Genomic DNA, 14,803 nt, shown 5'->3' with positions numbered 1-14,803 from the left:
GATTCTTTAATTCAGGGAAGTTCTCGATCATTGCAGCTTCTAAAGCCATCATGTCAGTATCTGCTGGAACTTCTAACTTCGTATCTGCGTAGATAACATCTAGCATGTCAGAACCTTTAGTTCCCGCTTTCGCTGTAAATGTTACTGTGTTCCCCTCACGAGTGATTGTTGGGTTTTTTAGTTCTGGAAAATTCTCGATCATCGCTGCTTCTAGTGCTTTCATGTCTGTGTTGTTTGGAACTTCCAGTTTAGTATCCGCATAAATTACTTCTAACATTTCCATTGTATCTGCTCCTTTTGTACCTGCTTTAGCTGTAAATGTGATTGTATTGCCCTCTCGTGTAATAGTTGGGTTCTTTAATTCAGGGAAATTCTCAATCATAGCTACTTCTAACGCTTTCATATCAGTGTCAGCTGGCACCTCTAATTTTGTATCTGCATAAATTACGTCTAACATGTTTGTCATTTAATTACTCCTTCATCGAAACCATTAGTTTTGGTTTTTTCAATAGTTTTTTTCGAATTTGATATATTTTTTGGGATATTTACAATAAACCAGACTCTAGTTTTTTACCCCAAAATAAACTAGAATCCACTAGAATAGGTCAAAAAAAAGAGACCGCTGATGCGGTGAGTTTATTCCCACCCAATCAAAACAGGTCCTTTGAAATCTACCACTCCACTTAATAACTCTAAGTGTGGTGTTGTACATTGCGGACAAACACTAAAAATACCTTCATAGTCCGTATGCGATTGTGGCATACCCGCCACATTAGTGAACTCATCGATTAAAGCAAGTTCGGAATCACACATAATGCAGCTAGAAGTAGCCTTTGTTCCTATACCTTTTAGATGCTTTTTATAATCCATAGGTATCAACATCAGTTCGTAACTCATTCAACTTATCCTCCCAATGATAAAGACCTGATACAGAATCCTTATTTGTTAATGGTTTCAGTTCTGCATAGATAGTTATCAATTCTTCCCCTTCTAGAGATACGAGAAAATTTTTATTTTCAACATAGTAACCTCTAATGGAGATCTGTTCTTCTTTAAGTTTGGATGTAAATCCATTTTTATGACAATACAATGCAAAATAATGCTGTAAACGATTTTTAAACTTCGGTGCATTCGCCAAAAACTCTTTGTACTCTGCATAGTTGTTGAATGATCCTTTACGAATCTTTATTGCATGTAATGTCGGATAACTAACAAGGTTGTTGATTATATCTTCAACCATACTAGTCTTAGAAATGGTTTGAAAGATTTCAGTTGAGTCGAGTTTATTAGTAAGTTGTTGCACAGGATCAACTCCTCTTTATGTTCAACTAGCTTCCATGTACTCGACTTGTGCTTCTGGTTTAGCGTACATCTTTAGTTGCTCTTGTTTTCTTACGTGTCGAGGAAGGAACATCTTCGCGCCGTTTAGACCATACGCAATCCTGTTCCAATCTGTCAAGATGGTCGTTTTGAGCAACTTCGGATTTTGAAGGATGACATTGTAAGCTTCACGTAATGTTAAATCATCAAGTTCAATCCCTTGTTCTGTAAGGAAATCAATTGTGCTTCCACGTTGAGTTAATAAGTCATCTAACCCATCGTCTGTTAACGCTAACAAAGCTTTGAACTCAGTAAAAGTAAAACGATCGCGTACAATATGTTTAATTGTTGCTATCAAATCATACTTTGCCAATTTTTCTGCAACCTTTTCTCCTTCTGCGCTGTTAATTGTGTAAATAGTGATATTAAGGTTTTCCAAAAATACTTCCTCCTGATGTTTGCTTATTGTAGGTAACATAAGCACTTGATTTGAAAAATGCTAGTAATTTTATCAAAAGCACCACCACCTTTCATAAATATTTGCAAACATCAGGAAATGCAAAAAAAGTAGGGGCGTTAGCCCCTACCTGATTACGAAGAATCGTATCTCATTAAATTTTCCCACCTTTCAGATAAATGACATTATCGACATATTTCATTCATGTGGCATATGAAAATATATCCTAATTTGTCGAATAAATAACACATCAACAATGTTAATATGCTTTTTTTGGCTAAAATGACATTTTTGTCATCAAAAAACCGAGGAAAATAATCACAAAAAAGGTTATTGCAATCGCTTTTTATCCCTTGTATGATGAAATTAAGGAAATCAACAGTATTAAATCAAATTTGTCAATACCTATTCGACAAATTTTACATAGATTAACCTTAAAAATACAAAAAAAATAGGCCACGATGTTCGCGCATCGCAGCCTAGGACAAAAAACTAAAAAAACCAAGAACACATACAATTTCGTTTCGAGTCAAAATTGTAATGTAAAAAATAAAATTTCGATTTGTACTTATTGTATCATGAAAAACTATCATCTTCAATAGTACAAAATACGGTTCTTAACCTTTTTTAGTCTTTTGTCCTTAGTAAACTATAAAACTACTAATGGATCAGGAGGCTTTTTTCATGTCTAAAAAAAGAATCAACATAAAAGACGTAACAAACGAAGAGTTTTACAAATTACCTAAGGTGCTTATCTGGAAGAAACAATACCGCGAGAACTTAAGTAGCGGTGCTAAATTACTATACATGCTCGTAAGAGATCGATTCAATTTATCTATATACACAACACAGATGTCAGTAGCTAATGGAAGTGAAGCTCCTGCTTTTGTAGACGAAAAAGGCGACATCTACTGTATTTTAGATAATCAAGAAATTGAATTCTCATTAAACATATCAAACAAAACAGTTACTAAATTCATGGACGAGCTTATAGCTGAAGAATTAGTATCAACAGAAGCAGTAGATGGTGGCGCTAACAGAATCTACTTGAATGAACCAGATTCTAGTGGAGCGTCGTTAGCACATTTCTTAGGTGAAAAAGAATACTATAAACACGTTAAGATGCGTAAGAAAAAGAAGAAAGAGCCATTAAAAACACTAGAAGAGTGTATAGCTGCTGCTAAGGATAAGTATGGTGTAAAAAAAGAGGGTAGTAAAAATTCCACCCCTAGGGAGGGAGAAAATCCGGTACCTGGGGTAGGAGAAAATACACCCCCTAGTGAAGGAGAAATTCCACCCCCAGGGGATGAAGATATTCCAGCCCTAGGGGAGGAAAATGTACACACTAATGATCTTTATTCTAGTTATCCTTACCCTAGTGAGATTTATCCCAACGAGAATGACCCCAACTTAAATAAGTCTTCTAAATCTAATATAGGTGAAGAACCATTAGAAGACGAACAAGAAAACACTATCATTTCTCGACGCAATAATTATGCTCTATTAGATCCTATTCTGGAACAAGTTAAGATATGTCCAGATTTAAAAGCAATTAACGTTGTAAAGAAAACACTTGCAGAAGCTGAAATAGCATCATTCCACAAAGTAGATGTACTAAATGCCATAGGTAGACATGCTATAAACGTTAAAAAGTATGTATCTAAAGGTGAAGTAATCGAATATGAACCAGCATTTTTCGCTAATAATCTAGTAGACCGTATTAGAGAAAATGCCATGAAACGCCAAAACGAATCAGAGAAACAACAAAAGTTAGAAGACCAACAACCTTTTGAAGGTAACGAACTAGCTGTATATAATTGGCCTGAAGCGAAATAAAAAGTGGATTCCCCTAGAATAAATTAAAATGTAATAAAAAATCATAAAATGTCGGGGAAATCTACTATATTTTGTTGGTAATGTGTGCTAAAATAAATCTCGAACACATATAATAATAGTTTTTCGAGAGGAGTTTCGATTTATGACACTAAATTTAATACTTGGAGTAGATGCAGGTCTAAATGCAGTTAAAATTGTTGGACCTAAAGGAGAAGGATCATTCCCTTCAATTACTATCCTTGAGCCACCAAAAATGATGAAATTCGGAAATGCACTAGGAATCCAAAACAGATTTGAATTAGCGGTTAATGATGAAAGATATATTTTAGGAGACCATGCTAAGTTTATTGAAACATTCAATCCACTAGGCGTTGATAGCCATAGTAGCACTGGTTCTAAAAATGATGAAACTGCATTTATTCGCGCATTAGGTGGAATTTGCCTATACTTAGACAAATATGAGAAATTCGATGATGAAGATATTAATGTTTACTTAGCATATGGAACACCACTAGTAAGCGCTTCTGAATCAGAAGAATTAGAAGAGATTGAAACTAGATTTAAAAATAATGGCAACCCAATTGAAGTTACATTCAATGATGTTCCTTTAAATATTCGTATTAAAGATATTATTGTATTGCCAGAAGGTGCGGCTGCATTCTTCTCAAATGAATTCACATCTCAAAATGTTTATGTTGTTGATGCTGGTTCACAAACTATCAATCTTGCAGCATTTGTTAATGGTATTCTTGTGCCGACAGCAGCAGATACTATACATAACGGCGTAGAATTCTACAAGAATATGTACGCTAACCGAACAGCTGAAATGATTGCAAAGAAAGTTAAAGGTTCAATTGAGTCTTTAAAATGGCCAAAAGGTTCAACACTTCATGTTTGTGGTGGATATTCAGAACAATTAGCAGATGCATTTAATGAGCTAAAAGACAACAGCTATCAAATGGAGATCATGAAACCTGAGCTTGCATTATCAAGAAAGAGTAAGAGTCTAAAACCAATATACGCAAATGCGGCAGGACTATACTTTATTGCTAAAGAAGCCTTCGCTCCTGCGGTAAAAGGGTGATTTAATTGGCTAGAAACGAAGCTACTAATAAGCCTAAAAAGAAAAAACCTGAGAATGAGAAGCACAAAACAGTATATTTTAATACTAAAAAAATGAATGACGCTACTCTATATGCTTATGCTGACAAAATAGAAAACTTTAGTGGATGGATTAAAAGTCTAATGTATCAAGAAATGATTAGACGTAATGGTATGCCACCAAATCCATATGAATATGTTTCTGCGACAGTTGAACCTGAAATGCCACAATTTCAAACTATTCCAGTTCCAGTTAAGCCTGCGAAAGTAGAAAAAGTTCAGAACAATTCTGAAGAAGTGAAAGTCTATGTAGGTGGAGAACAGGTAGAAGTACAAGAAGTAAAACGAAGTGTTGAAGAACCTGAAGAGATAGAAGTAGAAGAGATTGTAGAAGAAAATGAAGAGGTTCTAGATAAAACTGAAGAACAAGAAGAGGAGCAAGAAACTCCTCCAAACAGTGCTCGTTCAGCAGCAGCATCTGCGATGCTAGGTATGTATAAAAGATAATAATCAAAAGAAGTCTGGGAGAAATCCCAGGCTCTTTTTTTGTTACAAAACACTAGATTTCACTAGAAAACAGTGTATTCTGGGTTATTACAGTGTATCTTTCTAAAAGTAAAAAGGGGAGGGGTGTAAAAATTAACACCCCCTATATTAGCGCTCATATTTAAGAGCTACATTCATAACAGATCGTTCCTCTGGAGTCATTTTCATTAATCCGCGCGTTGCTAATTCTGGATTTGAACCATATAATTCATAAACCAACCTTTGGATTTTTGTGAAATTGTTAATTGTATTTAACTTCATCTTGCATTGGACAACCATAACGTATTTTGATTCTTTATTTGTGACAACCTTATTACCTGTTGTGAATTCAGTATTCAAGCCATTTTCAAAAGAAGCTAATTGTTCGAATCCTAACAATCCATTTTCAGCTAGAGCATACATATCAACTTTGAAATTTCTACCTGTACCAACTACTTCTTTTTCAATAAATCTTGAAATATTTTTAGTCATCGCTGTTATTTCTAATCCGTCTTTTAAAGAGTCCATGTAGATTGCCACTTCGTTTGTTCCAGCTTCCATTTTGTTTCCTGTGTTTGTTTTTGTATTCATTTTCATTATTTTACTTCCTCCTCGTGTTGGGTGTATCTCATCATGGTGGGTATAGATCTGTATGTTATGAGTACGACGTTATTAATATATCTAACTAAAAACTAACAAAAAAACGTGGAATACATTGTAATCCACTACAAAAAATGAAAAAACACTAACTTTCCCTAGTTTTACTTGGATGACCAATATTATGATCCCGACTGGCTTGTTACCAGTTCTCTATATATGTTACTTTGTATTACTTATTCAATTGTTAACGTGCGAGTTAAATTGCTGTATATAGTGATAGACATATAATTAGTATTATTATTTATAGTATTAGCCAATAAGTGCGAATAATTCGTTGCTTAAAGAAGTTAATTTATTGTATTCGCCAATTACAGCATCTTCAATTATTCTTCTAGCTTCAGCATTTACAGGGTTAGCTAAGTCTTTGAATCTACCATCGCCCATTTTCTTAGAAGGCATTGCAACCATTAGTTTACCGCTTCTATTTTCTACAATCCTAATATCATTTAGAGCCAACATACCATTTACTACAATATTACAAATCGCTTTCATGCCATTACCATCTTTAATTTTCATCTTTACATCAGTAACAATTAATCCGTATTCCATTATTAACATCTCCTTTTAAATTCTCTCTCTGTATCTTAAAAGTCCAAGTTTGTGTATTGCATCCACATTTTGTCCCATTTTTCTATATTTATGCCCTAATTTGTATGTATGAGTGATAGCAAAAAAAGACCACCTTTCCCCTAGGTGATCTTCTCCTTTATTGCATCAACTCCGTCGTTTATTATAATTGCTTTTTTATTGAATCAGATAGTACTTGTACTTTTATATTTTGTGCTAATTCTGATGTTTGTTCAGCATCTTTCTCTGTAGTTTGTGATGCTGCTTGTTCGATTAATTCCTCTGTCTTTTCTGCTGAAGTTGCATCAACTCCAGTGTTCACACCATTACGTAGTTCTTCGATGATTAGTCCTAATGGTCGAGGAACTGATTCAGTTGCTTGAGGAATATCAACCGGACCTTCAGACATAGTAGGTGCAACGACAGCTAAGTTGTTTTTATCAGCAACTTGCTTTGCAATGTTCTCAGTAAGACTTACTGGAGTTTCTGTTACAACTGCTTTTACTCCATCGATTTGGTTCTTAATATTTTCAGCTAAAGATGGAGCAGGGGAGTTGATTACTACTACCGGTGCTTCTTCATCACTGTTTACTTGATTAGCTCGCTGAATTTGGGAAGCAATGCTTGCTGATAAGACTGTAGCTTCCTCTTCTTGTTCAGGAGCAAGCTCATCACGAACATCGCGCTCTTCATATTCTTCTTGTTCTTCTTCATCATGATCTTCGAATTCATCATCATGTTCTGCATCACATATTTCTTCAATGCGTCCATTGATTAGTGCGAAGATATCATTAAATTGTTCTTCAATATGGATAATAAGATCACCTTTAATATCATTGATCTTTCCCTTTAATTCCTCTAATTGCTCTTTTTCATTTAGTTCTACCATTAATAATCCCTCCGGAAATATAATTTTAGCTTTTCAAACATAACGGTTTGAGTACAAAAGTCAATATGAGTTGACTAAGAAGTACTCTATGAAAAAAATAATAGTGTTTTACAAGAAACTTGGATTCGACATATAACAGAACAGATGTCTCCTCCCCAAAACAATAAGTCTAGGACACATTCCTAAGATAATTTAAGAAGTGTCGTAACATGGTGACAGGTTTAGTTTTCTGCAAACGCAATTGCTATTTGAATAAAACGATAGCAATAGAAATTGAGTTCATAGAAAACAAAAAGGGTAGGGGCGATAGCCCCCACATAAGTTAATTATTGTTGATTTTGATTACCTTTGTTTCCATTGTTTCCTTGACCATGATTACCGTTGTTACCTTGATTGCCCTGGTTACCATGATTTCCTTTATTTGAACCTTCTTCAACATTAGGAATAGTAGTATCCACTTTAGAAACATCAGCAGGTTTTTGTTTATCTAAGTGCTTAGCTGTTTCTACTGCTGCAGGTACAATTTTGTCATACTCAGCATTTGCTTTATCTAGTTCAGATTGTAATTTCGCTTTTTCGCCTTTTAATACTTCTTTATCTGCATTTGCAGTCTTCAGAAGAGAAGTAGTTGTATCTAATTCAGCAATTTTGTTGTTTAAAGCGTCAATCTTTTCAGCAAGTTGTTGTTTAGTTGTTTGAAGTTCACCTTTTGTATTAGCAAGTTCAGCTTCATTAGAGTTTAATTCAGCGTTAACTGCTTCTAGATCTTTAGTTAGTTTTGCAACTTGTCCTTCAATTACAGCTTTTTGTTCCTCTAAGTTTTTAATGTCTGCATTTCTTTCAGCGATTACATCATTTGCATGATTGATTTTGTCTGATGCAGCAAACTTAAGACCTTCAATTTTATCAAGTAAGTAGTTTTCGTTACTTTCATATGTATCAACTTTATCAACAAGTGAAGATAGGGCAGGTAATACATATTTTGATACGCCAGTTCCTTTGTAATAACCAAGTGAGCTTGCAGCTGCTCCGATTGCCCCTACAGATAATGCTCCAACCATTGTGAATGCTACGATTTTCTTTTTCATAATAAAATTCCTCCAATAATATAAGTTTAGTTTTTGTTTTGTAATGCAAAAAACCACGAACCTATTTGGCCGTGGTTTAATATATTCATTAGAATAATAGTTTTCAATATATAAAAATTAACAATAAGCTCCGGATCTTACTTTCTTTTTCTTAGAAGGTAATCCATCCGTTTTTCTAGGCTTATTTTTATTTGTTGGTTCACCGACACGCTTCTTCTTTTTCATATGTATCCCCCTAGTTTTTCTTTACTAAGAGTATATGAGAATGTGTCCCGGGATATGCTCCTAATGTAGAGGAACTAACCGTATGTTGCTAGAATGTTTACGAATGAATTCATCTAGCTGACCAAGACTTTTAAAAACTTCATTGTATTCAAAGCCATTGTCAATATTCTCAAGTTTAATATGAAGGAAGTCGCTTGTTACTTTATAAACCAACTTTCCAAGGATACCAGTATCAACTACAACTAGGTCTCCAATTTCAACATGCTCACTATGGGTCACCACAGCTCACCTCGATTCTATGTAGTGTTTGATTAATAGATTTGTTTGCCAATATAAACACCCCCAAACATTTGATAATTATTGAATAAATTAAACAACCCCAACCAATATGGAAGGGGAGGAGGTATGAGAATCTAGTGTTATTCATTAGATTCCCCTAGAATATAATCTTTCTAGGTTAATATATTACTTTGTGGTTTATTCCCCTAGAATGTAAGTTTTTATTGTTCGATCTTCTCAATGGATACTCCAGGAATAGATATGTTCCCACCCATTGTAGATTTATAAGTTAGTATACCAGTAGATGTACCCATAACAGTAATTACATCGTTTTCTAAAACTCTAGACGTAACAATTGAAGTGTCAAACTCACCGAATAAGATAGTATCATAGTTACTTCCAACGGCTAATCTGATTTGGGTTTTACCCGTACCTTCCATAACTTGAACAACTTTACCTTTGAGCTTAACTTTTTCTCCTTTGAATTGGTCAGGAGTTCTTGCTAATTGATCATAAGTAATTCCAGTATCATAACCTTTCTTGGCTTTTTCTTCTGCTAATCTCTTAGCTTCAGCATCAGCTCGTGCTTTTTCTTCAGCTTTAGCTTTTTCTTCTGCTTCTTTTTGAGCCTTAGCTTCAGCTTCTTTTCTTTTTCCTTCTTCAATCTTAGCCTGACGTTCTTGCTCGGCTAATTCAAAGTATGGTTTAGCTTCTTCAAGTTTAGCTTGTAATTCTTTGTTTTCTTTAGAAATTTTATCTGATTCCTTTTTTAATTCATCATATCTATTAAGAGTTGAATAATATTCGTCCGCAGAAGGACCAGATAAACTGCCTATGGTTAAAGCTATAAGTGCAACTAATATATATGGCCAACGTTTCTTACTGAACTCGATTAATTTTTTCATATTTAAATTCCCCCAATTTTGAAATTAAAATAAGACCATGTATCGTCTCCCCGCATGGGTAGGTGTAGTCAACCGTATATATGGCTGAGAAAGAGTTACGATACATGGTTAATAACATATTAAAATGGTAAATCGGTATCATCTATTTTCATAGGTGATGGTACGTTATAAAACTCAACCGGATCAGGATTAGCTAATCGTAAGAAAGAAGGAATGTCTTCTTCACTACAATAGTCCGGAAGCGGGGTTTGATATGATTTATACCCAGCTTTAAGTTTTCTCACAAACTTCTTATTAAGGTAACGATACTTGTCTTTGTCGCTAGTAAGTGTAAATAGATTACGTAGTTCTGATTCAAACTTTCGTTTATCACGTATTTCTTGTTCTTTTGATTTAGTTTCTTCGTATTCTACATATGACATTATTAATCCGTTGGAAGAGTATTCACATTTCTTTAACACTTCAAGATATTCTAAGCCATGTTCATTTAAGAAAGTGGATAAGTTATTACCCATATTCAAATGCTTGTAAAACTTACCGAAGAAGCCATGTGGAAATTTTGTTGCAAACATCACATCATAAAGAGAATTGTTAGTAACGAATGTATAAATAGGTCGGAATAAATCAGAATAAGGGAAGCACATTTTGAATTCTCCGAAGTATGATACATTGTCATTAACAAATAGACTATTACGATACATCTTTTCATTAGCTAAAACGCTATGTAGTTCATGAGATACAAATTGTTTTCGAGATACATTTCCGTCTGTAGCTTCCGTATATGCCTCAAGATAAACAAGAACCATATTGTATAGATGGCTTCTAAGAGCGAAGTCGTATTTAAACTTCTCAACAGTAGTTACATATTCTATTAGTTCCTCAGCTGTATTACCTTTTTGCTTGAATACCCATGTTAGGATATTGAAAGCAGCATACTGAATTGAGAAACCGTAGCGTTTTTTGAAATAGAATAGGCGAACCAATGTACTCTTAGGTGTAATTGGACACACTACAGACAATCGTTTTTTCTTAATGTCATCAATAGCAAACTTCGCTGCATAAACCTCTGTACCTCCAAAATTAAAGAAGTGTCTGATTGAGATATCAAAGTCCATAATTCGTTCTATATCACGACATAGTATTAATTCGATTCTAGTCATCTTATCAATACTCACTTCAAAGATATATGGAACAGAAATGAAGTCATATGAATAGTTTCTTTCAAACTTCTTAATATTGAAAGTAGGAGAGGAGAATGAGTTACCACTAGCTATTTTTAATTCTTCTCGTATTTCTTCAATAAATGATTCAACATCTAATCCTCTGAATGCTGATACAGGAACTTCCATGAATACATCAACATCTTTAGACTTATATTTATTCTCGGTCACAACATAAGATTCTTCATTATTTAATTCTGGTTGATTCTTCATATATGAATCAGAAAGAAAACCACCAGCAACCGAATGTTTCATTTCATGTGCCATTTCAATACGTTCGTTACGTATTAGAAACTGATTTAAACGTTTTTTAAAATAAGCTACAAATTCATTTGTTCTAGCTAAGGTAGATTTTTCCGACCAGTTAATTTCAACCTGTTCTAAATCATATTTCCCAACTAGTGGATCAACAATTGTTTCAACGTTGTTTTCAATTGTGTTTTGTGTTGTTAATCCAAATGTTGCTTCAATTACTGTACTCATATTTATCTCTCCTTAGTAAATAGAATAAAAATCAAAAAAGGGGAGGGCGTTAGCCCCTCCCATGAGTTAATAAAATTAATTCTTTCTATTCCTCATCAATCTTTTCCTTATAGAAAGGACCAGCTCTACGAATACCTAAGTCAATACCTAAAGCTTCTGTAGTATTAAAAATACCAGACACTTTTGCTGACTTCTCTGCAAACTCAGATAAGTTACCTTTACGTTTTAATTCCCATCTTCTTTTTTCTAAGTGGAGAAGATATTTTTTTAATTCTGCTACTTTTTTATCATCAACATACATTTAGGTTAACCTTCCAATGTAATCATCGCGCGATCTACAACATCAGTGCGAATTAATTTCTCTTCTATAAGTAGTTTCATATTGTTTTCAATAAGTGCTCTCATATAAATTCCCCTTTATAAATCTAAGATAGCCGTTCGTCTATTCCTACCCATGTCTAGATTTTCATCACATGGAGTACATAAGTTGTAAGTCATGTTCCAAGGCATAAGCGATAAATCTTTACCGCAGCATTCACAAGATAGACCTTGCTCAAATTTAGCCCACCGCTTTTCTTTCTTAATAGCTTCCTTGTTACCAATAGGCACTAAACTATTTCTCGGAGTAGAACCTAACATCGAAAAGATATCGTTCTGATCCCAGGGAATAGGTTTACTTAAGCGACTAGATAACATAGATAGCGTCTTTTCTTGTAAGAACCAAGGCTTTCTTTGAGCAGGTTTATTAAAATCCTGATTAGCTGTTAAATCTATGTTTGCTTTCAATGTTTTTTAGAGAAGAACGTAGATATCTTCTTGAAGAAACCGGGTTTTTGTTTGTTACCCATCATAAAGCGGTTTTCGTGTTCTTCCAACAGAGAAAGCTGTTCTTTTAATTCATTAATATCTTCAGGGGTTTTAATCGTCATAGAAATATTTTTACCCTTAGAAGATTGTACTTTGTTAACCATCTTATCTAACGTAAGGTCACAATACTCATCTTCCCAATCACCAATGAAATAGAAGCGATCAATAACTGTTCTGCTTTTCTCATCTTGAAATGTCCCGAAGAGGATAGGGTCCTTGTCGCGTCGTTCTTTCGTTACTTGTTTTTCCACTTTACCTGTATAATCCGTGAACACAACATAGAACTGGTCGAACTTATCTTTAACAGTTTCTAAAACAGCAACAACATCATCAGGTATTTCTCGTTCGTAACTTTCAAGATCCTGAATCTTAACTGTATCTTTAGAAATGTTCTCGATAAATTCTTCGATGTCATCACGGTATACAAATGTATCGATACCAGCCTGCACAATGCTACGTTCTTTTTCAATTGTTTCTAAATGAAAGATTAATTTCTTAATAGCTTTAGTCTGGCCAGTGATTTTGTACTTGTTTAAAAGAGTAAGACAGTTATCATAGATGTTTACTAATTCCTGATCATCTATCGTATTCTTTTTACCTTTTATAATTTCAAAGTATTCGCTAGGCGTTAGTTCTTGATTCATACCATCTTCTCCACATACTCAGACATTACTTTACGTGCATTCTTCATAATGACAGTGCGCTGAGCACGTTTATCTTTATGAATCATATAGCCTAGTTTTTCACCTTTATACATTTTCTTTAAGTCCTCGATATCAAGTAGACAGGTGATGTCTTTTGATTTTTCTACATAGATTTCTAAAATACATTTATGATGGATAGCAGTGGTTAAGGAAATAGCTAAATTACTAGTCGTTTCATAACTGCCGGTAATAAATAGCAATCTTCTGATTACCTTATCCGTATAGAGTGTATCTTTAGTGTTGATTACACGCATCATATAAGAAACAACCTGTAATAAATAAGGTAATCTCTCTGGATTTTGAATTCTGCCTATTGTATCAGCCATACATACTGCAATGTAGTCGTGTACGCAGCCTACACTTGGAAGAAGACCTGGTTTTCTAATGTAATCACTACCACTGTACTCAAACTTACCTTCCATAAAATCAACTGCTTTTCCATTCTTCATATCAGTAATTTTGTCATGGAAGACCATATGACCAGCTACATTAAATAAAATAGCTTTTTTATATGACTTTAAATTGAAACGTTCAAGAAATTGTTCAGCAATTGGAACACCTGCTTCTTCATGACCAAAATAAGTAGGAGTACCTTTAATGCGGTGAATACCTTTTGTTACATATTTGCCAACATCATGAAGAAGGGCAGAGAACATAACTACTAGTTTATTACCAACAGGCAATTCATCTATAAGGTAACGAGCAGAATCAATAACTTGCATTGTATGTTCAAATACATCTCCTTCCGGATGGTACATTAAGTTCTGTTCAAGTTCTGATAAACGATCAATCTCAGGGAAATGAACATCTAATACATTTGCAGATTTTAATGCATGGAAGAAGCGAGAAGGGGTACGAGACATCAATGCCTTCTTTGTTTCTTCTAATACACGTTCTATAGATAGGGATGACAACTCTGATTTAAGTTGGTACATCATCGTCGATGTTTTGTATTCAATAAAGAAACCATATTCTGCAGCGAATCTTGCAGCGCGATACACACGAAGAGGATCTTCACAGAAGGCTTCAGTAGTTGCTCGAATCAATTTACTACGTAGATCAATCTCACCATAGTAAGGATCAATCAATTCTTTAGTTTCTTCATCAATAGCCATTGAATTAATAGTGATATCTCGTCGGGCTAAATCATCCTCGATAGTAATATCAGGTGATGCATAGATAGCAAAACCATTATGACCTTCAGATACTTTACGTTCTTTTCTAGCTAATGCTACTTCACAAAGTTCTCCATCAATATCCATACGATAAACAGGGAAGTCTTTACCTTGTAACATAGCAGTAGGGAAGAGGCTCTCGAATACTTCTTGAGATATACCGGTAACACAATAATCTTTATCTTTTGGTACGATGTCTAATAGTAAGTCACGAACAGCTCCACCTACTAAATACACTTTCGCATTACATGTTTTTAACGTTTCTACAATTTTAGTTAATTCCACAAAGTTCACCCTCTAGCATTTTCTTGTTGTTACTAATCCAAATCAATGTTTCATCTCTGAACACTGTATCGTTCGGTCCCCAGTGTTCAGCTAATAATAAGATAGAAGCAGGGAGGTGGCGGATAACTCGTTTCATTAAATCCTGCTCCGGTGTACGTCCAGTTACACTAAATAGACAATCGTGAATAGTGTTATTTATACCTGACATATTATCTCT

The 14,803-nt window shown here is 34.3% G+C and carries 17 protein-coding genes and 1 pseudogene; 3 read left to right on the top strand and 15 right to left on the bottom strand.

Annotated elements, in window-relative coordinates; all coding sequences use genetic code 11:
• From F3I02_RS01350 to F3I02_RS01335, 4 genes and pseudogenes are all read right to left on the bottom strand, one after another.
• Positions 1–466, bottom strand: a pseudogene (locus F3I02_RS01350) (hypothetical protein); the annotation flags it as partial.
• Positions 467–636: 170 nt separating this feature from the next.
• Positions 637–897 carry a hypothetical protein gene (locus F3I02_RS01345; RefSeq protein ID WP_196477453.1) on the bottom strand — a complete coding sequence of 87 codons (261 nt, stop codon included), beginning with the start codon at positions 895–897 and terminating at the stop codon, positions 637–639.
• Positions 860–1,303 carry a hypothetical protein gene (locus F3I02_RS01340; RefSeq protein WP_196477452.1) on the bottom strand — a complete coding sequence of 148 codons (444 nt, stop codon included), beginning with the start codon at positions 1,301–1,303 and terminating at the stop codon, positions 860–862. Before F3I02_RS01340 ends, F3I02_RS01345 begins: the two co-directional genes overlap by 38 nt.
• 21 nt (positions 1,304–1,324) lie before the next feature.
• Positions 1,325–1,759 (bottom strand): ArsC/Spx/MgsR family protein, encoded by a 435-nt coding sequence (locus F3I02_RS01335; protein WP_196477451.1) that lies wholly within the window; start codon positions 1,757–1,759, stop codon positions 1,325–1,327.
• A gap of 702 nt (positions 1,760–2,461) precedes the next feature.
• Between F3I02_RS01335 and F3I02_RS01330 the strand changes: the two genes are divergently transcribed.
• The 3 genes from F3I02_RS01330 (at position 2,462) to F3I02_RS01320 (ending at position 5,221) form a co-directional block, all read left to right on the top strand.
• Positions 2,462–3,613, top strand: coding sequence for a replication initiator protein A (locus F3I02_RS01330; RefSeq protein ID WP_196477450.1), 1,152 nt, complete (start codon positions 2,462–2,464; stop codon positions 3,611–3,613).
• A 142-nt stretch (positions 3,614–3,755) separates the two neighbouring features.
• Positions 3,756–4,697, top strand: coding sequence for a ParM/StbA family protein (locus tag F3I02_RS01325; RefSeq protein WP_196477449.1), 942 nt, complete (start codon positions 3,756–3,758; stop codon positions 4,695–4,697).
• Positions 4,698–4,702: 5 nt separating this feature from the next.
• Complete coding sequence (locus F3I02_RS01320; RefSeq protein WP_196477448.1) at positions 4,703–5,221, top strand: hypothetical protein; 519 nt, start codon at positions 4,703–4,705, stop codon at positions 5,219–5,221.
• Between the two features lie 147 nt (positions 5,222–5,368).
• Here F3I02_RS01320 and F3I02_RS01315 read toward each other — a convergent pair whose 3' ends face one another.
• From F3I02_RS01315 to F3I02_RS01265, 11 genes are all read right to left on the bottom strand, one after another.
• A complete protein-coding gene (locus F3I02_RS01315) occupies positions 5,369–5,836 on the bottom strand; it encodes a hypothetical protein (RefSeq protein WP_196477447.1) in 468 nt (155 codons plus the stop codon).
• Between the two features lie 312 nt (positions 5,837–6,148).
• Positions 6,149–6,448 carry a SpoVG family protein gene (locus tag F3I02_RS01310; protein WP_000455658.1) on the bottom strand — a complete coding sequence of 100 codons (300 nt, stop codon included), beginning with the start codon at positions 6,446–6,448 and terminating at the stop codon, positions 6,149–6,151.
• Between the two features lie 181 nt (positions 6,449–6,629).
• Positions 6,630–7,355 carry a hypothetical protein gene (locus F3I02_RS01305; RefSeq protein ID WP_196477446.1) on the bottom strand — a complete coding sequence of 242 codons (726 nt, stop codon included), beginning with the start codon at positions 7,353–7,355 and terminating at the stop codon, positions 6,630–6,632.
• A gap of 326 nt (positions 7,356–7,681) precedes the next feature.
• Positions 7,682–8,443, bottom strand: coding sequence for a hypothetical protein (locus F3I02_RS01300; RefSeq protein WP_196477445.1), 762 nt, complete (start codon positions 8,441–8,443; stop codon positions 7,682–7,684).
• Positions 8,444–8,728: 285 nt separating this feature from the next.
• Complete coding sequence (locus F3I02_RS01295; RefSeq protein WP_196477444.1) at positions 8,729–8,947, bottom strand: hypothetical protein; 219 nt, start codon at positions 8,945–8,947, stop codon at positions 8,729–8,731.
• Positions 8,948–9,168: 221 nt separating this feature from the next.
• Positions 9,169–9,852: a toxin regulator gene (locus F3I02_RS01290; protein ID WP_196477443.1), complete on the bottom strand. Its 684-nt coding sequence runs from the start codon at positions 9,850–9,852 to the stop codon at positions 9,169–9,171.
• 119 nt (positions 9,853–9,971) lie between these two features.
• Complete coding sequence (locus F3I02_RS01285; protein WP_196477442.1) at positions 9,972–11,555, bottom strand: hypothetical protein; 1,584 nt, start codon at positions 11,553–11,555, stop codon at positions 9,972–9,974.
• 85 nt (positions 11,556–11,640) lie between these two features.
• A complete protein-coding gene (locus F3I02_RS01280; RefSeq protein ID WP_196477441.1) occupies positions 11,641–11,856 on the bottom strand; it encodes a hypothetical protein in 216 nt (71 codons plus the stop codon).
• A gap of 481 nt (positions 11,857–12,337) precedes the next feature.
• Positions 12,338–13,066, bottom strand: coding sequence for a hypothetical protein (locus F3I02_RS01275; protein ID WP_098265251.1), 729 nt, complete (start codon positions 13,064–13,066; stop codon positions 12,338–12,340).
• Positions 13,063–14,586: a tRNA nucleotidyltransferase/poly(A) polymerase-related protein gene (locus F3I02_RS34580; protein ID WP_196477440.1), complete on the bottom strand. Its 1,524-nt coding sequence runs from the start codon at positions 14,584–14,586 to the stop codon at positions 13,063–13,065. Before F3I02_RS34580 ends, F3I02_RS01275 begins: the two co-directional genes overlap by 4 nt.
• Entirely contained in the window at positions 14,573–14,794 is a 222-nt protein-coding gene (locus F3I02_RS01265; protein ID WP_098587063.1) for a hypothetical protein, read from the bottom strand. Before F3I02_RS01265 ends, F3I02_RS34580 begins: the two co-directional genes overlap by 14 nt.
• Positions 14,795–14,803: the final 9 nt, after the last annotated feature.

Source organism: Bacillus sp. SRB3LM (assembly GCF_015712745.1).
GTDB classification, from domain to species: domain Bacteria; phylum Bacillota; class Bacilli; order Bacillales; family Bacillaceae_G; genus Bacillus_A; species Bacillus_A thuringiensis_K.
Note: the sequence above shows the minus strand (reverse complement) of the source record. Positions and strands in the feature narration are given on the sequence as shown.

Bases quoted from the DNA above. Each gene is read 5' to 3' on its own strand.
- F3I02_RS01345 (WP_196477453.1), bottom strand. From the start codon at position 897: ATGAGTTACGAACTGATGTTGATACCTATGGATTATAAAAAGCATCTA.
- F3I02_RS01330 (WP_196477450.1), top strand. From the start codon at position 2,462: ATGTCTAAAAAAAGAATCAACATAAAAGACGTAACAAACGAAGAGTTT.
- F3I02_RS01325 (WP_196477449.1), top strand. From the start codon at position 3,756: ATGACACTAAATTTAATACTTGGAGTAGATGCAGGTCTAAATGCAGTT.
- F3I02_RS01315 (WP_196477447.1), bottom strand. From the start codon at position 5,836: ATGAAAATGAATACAAAAACAAACACAGGAAACAAAATGGAAGCTGGA.
- F3I02_RS01310 (WP_000455658.1), bottom strand. From the start codon at position 6,448: ATGGAATACGGATTAATTGTTACTGATGTAAAGATGAAAATTAAAGAT.
- F3I02_RS01305 (WP_196477446.1), bottom strand. From the start codon at position 7,355: ATGGTAGAACTAAATGAAAAAGAGCAATTAGAGGAATTAAAGGGAAAG.
- F3I02_RS01300 (WP_196477445.1), bottom strand. From the start codon at position 8,443: ATGAAAAAGAAAATCGTAGCATTCACAATGGTTGGAGCATTATCTGTA.
- F3I02_RS01290 (WP_196477443.1), bottom strand. From the start codon at position 9,852: ATGAAAAAATTAATCGAGTTCAGTAAGAAACGTTGGCCATATATATTA.
- F3I02_RS01285 (WP_196477442.1), bottom strand. From the start codon at position 11,555: ATGAGTACAGTAATTGAAGCAACATTTGGATTAACAACACAAAACACA.
- F3I02_RS01280 (WP_196477441.1), bottom strand. From the start codon at position 11,856: ATGTATGTTGATGATAAAAAAGTAGCAGAATTAAAAAAATATCTTCTC.
- F3I02_RS01275 (WP_098265251.1), bottom strand. From the start codon at position 13,066: ATGAATCAAGAACTAACGCCTAGCGAATACTTTGAAATTATAAAAGGT.
- F3I02_RS01265 (WP_098587063.1), bottom strand. From the start codon at position 14,794: ATGTCAGGTATAAATAACACTATTCACGATTGTCTATTTAGTGTAACT.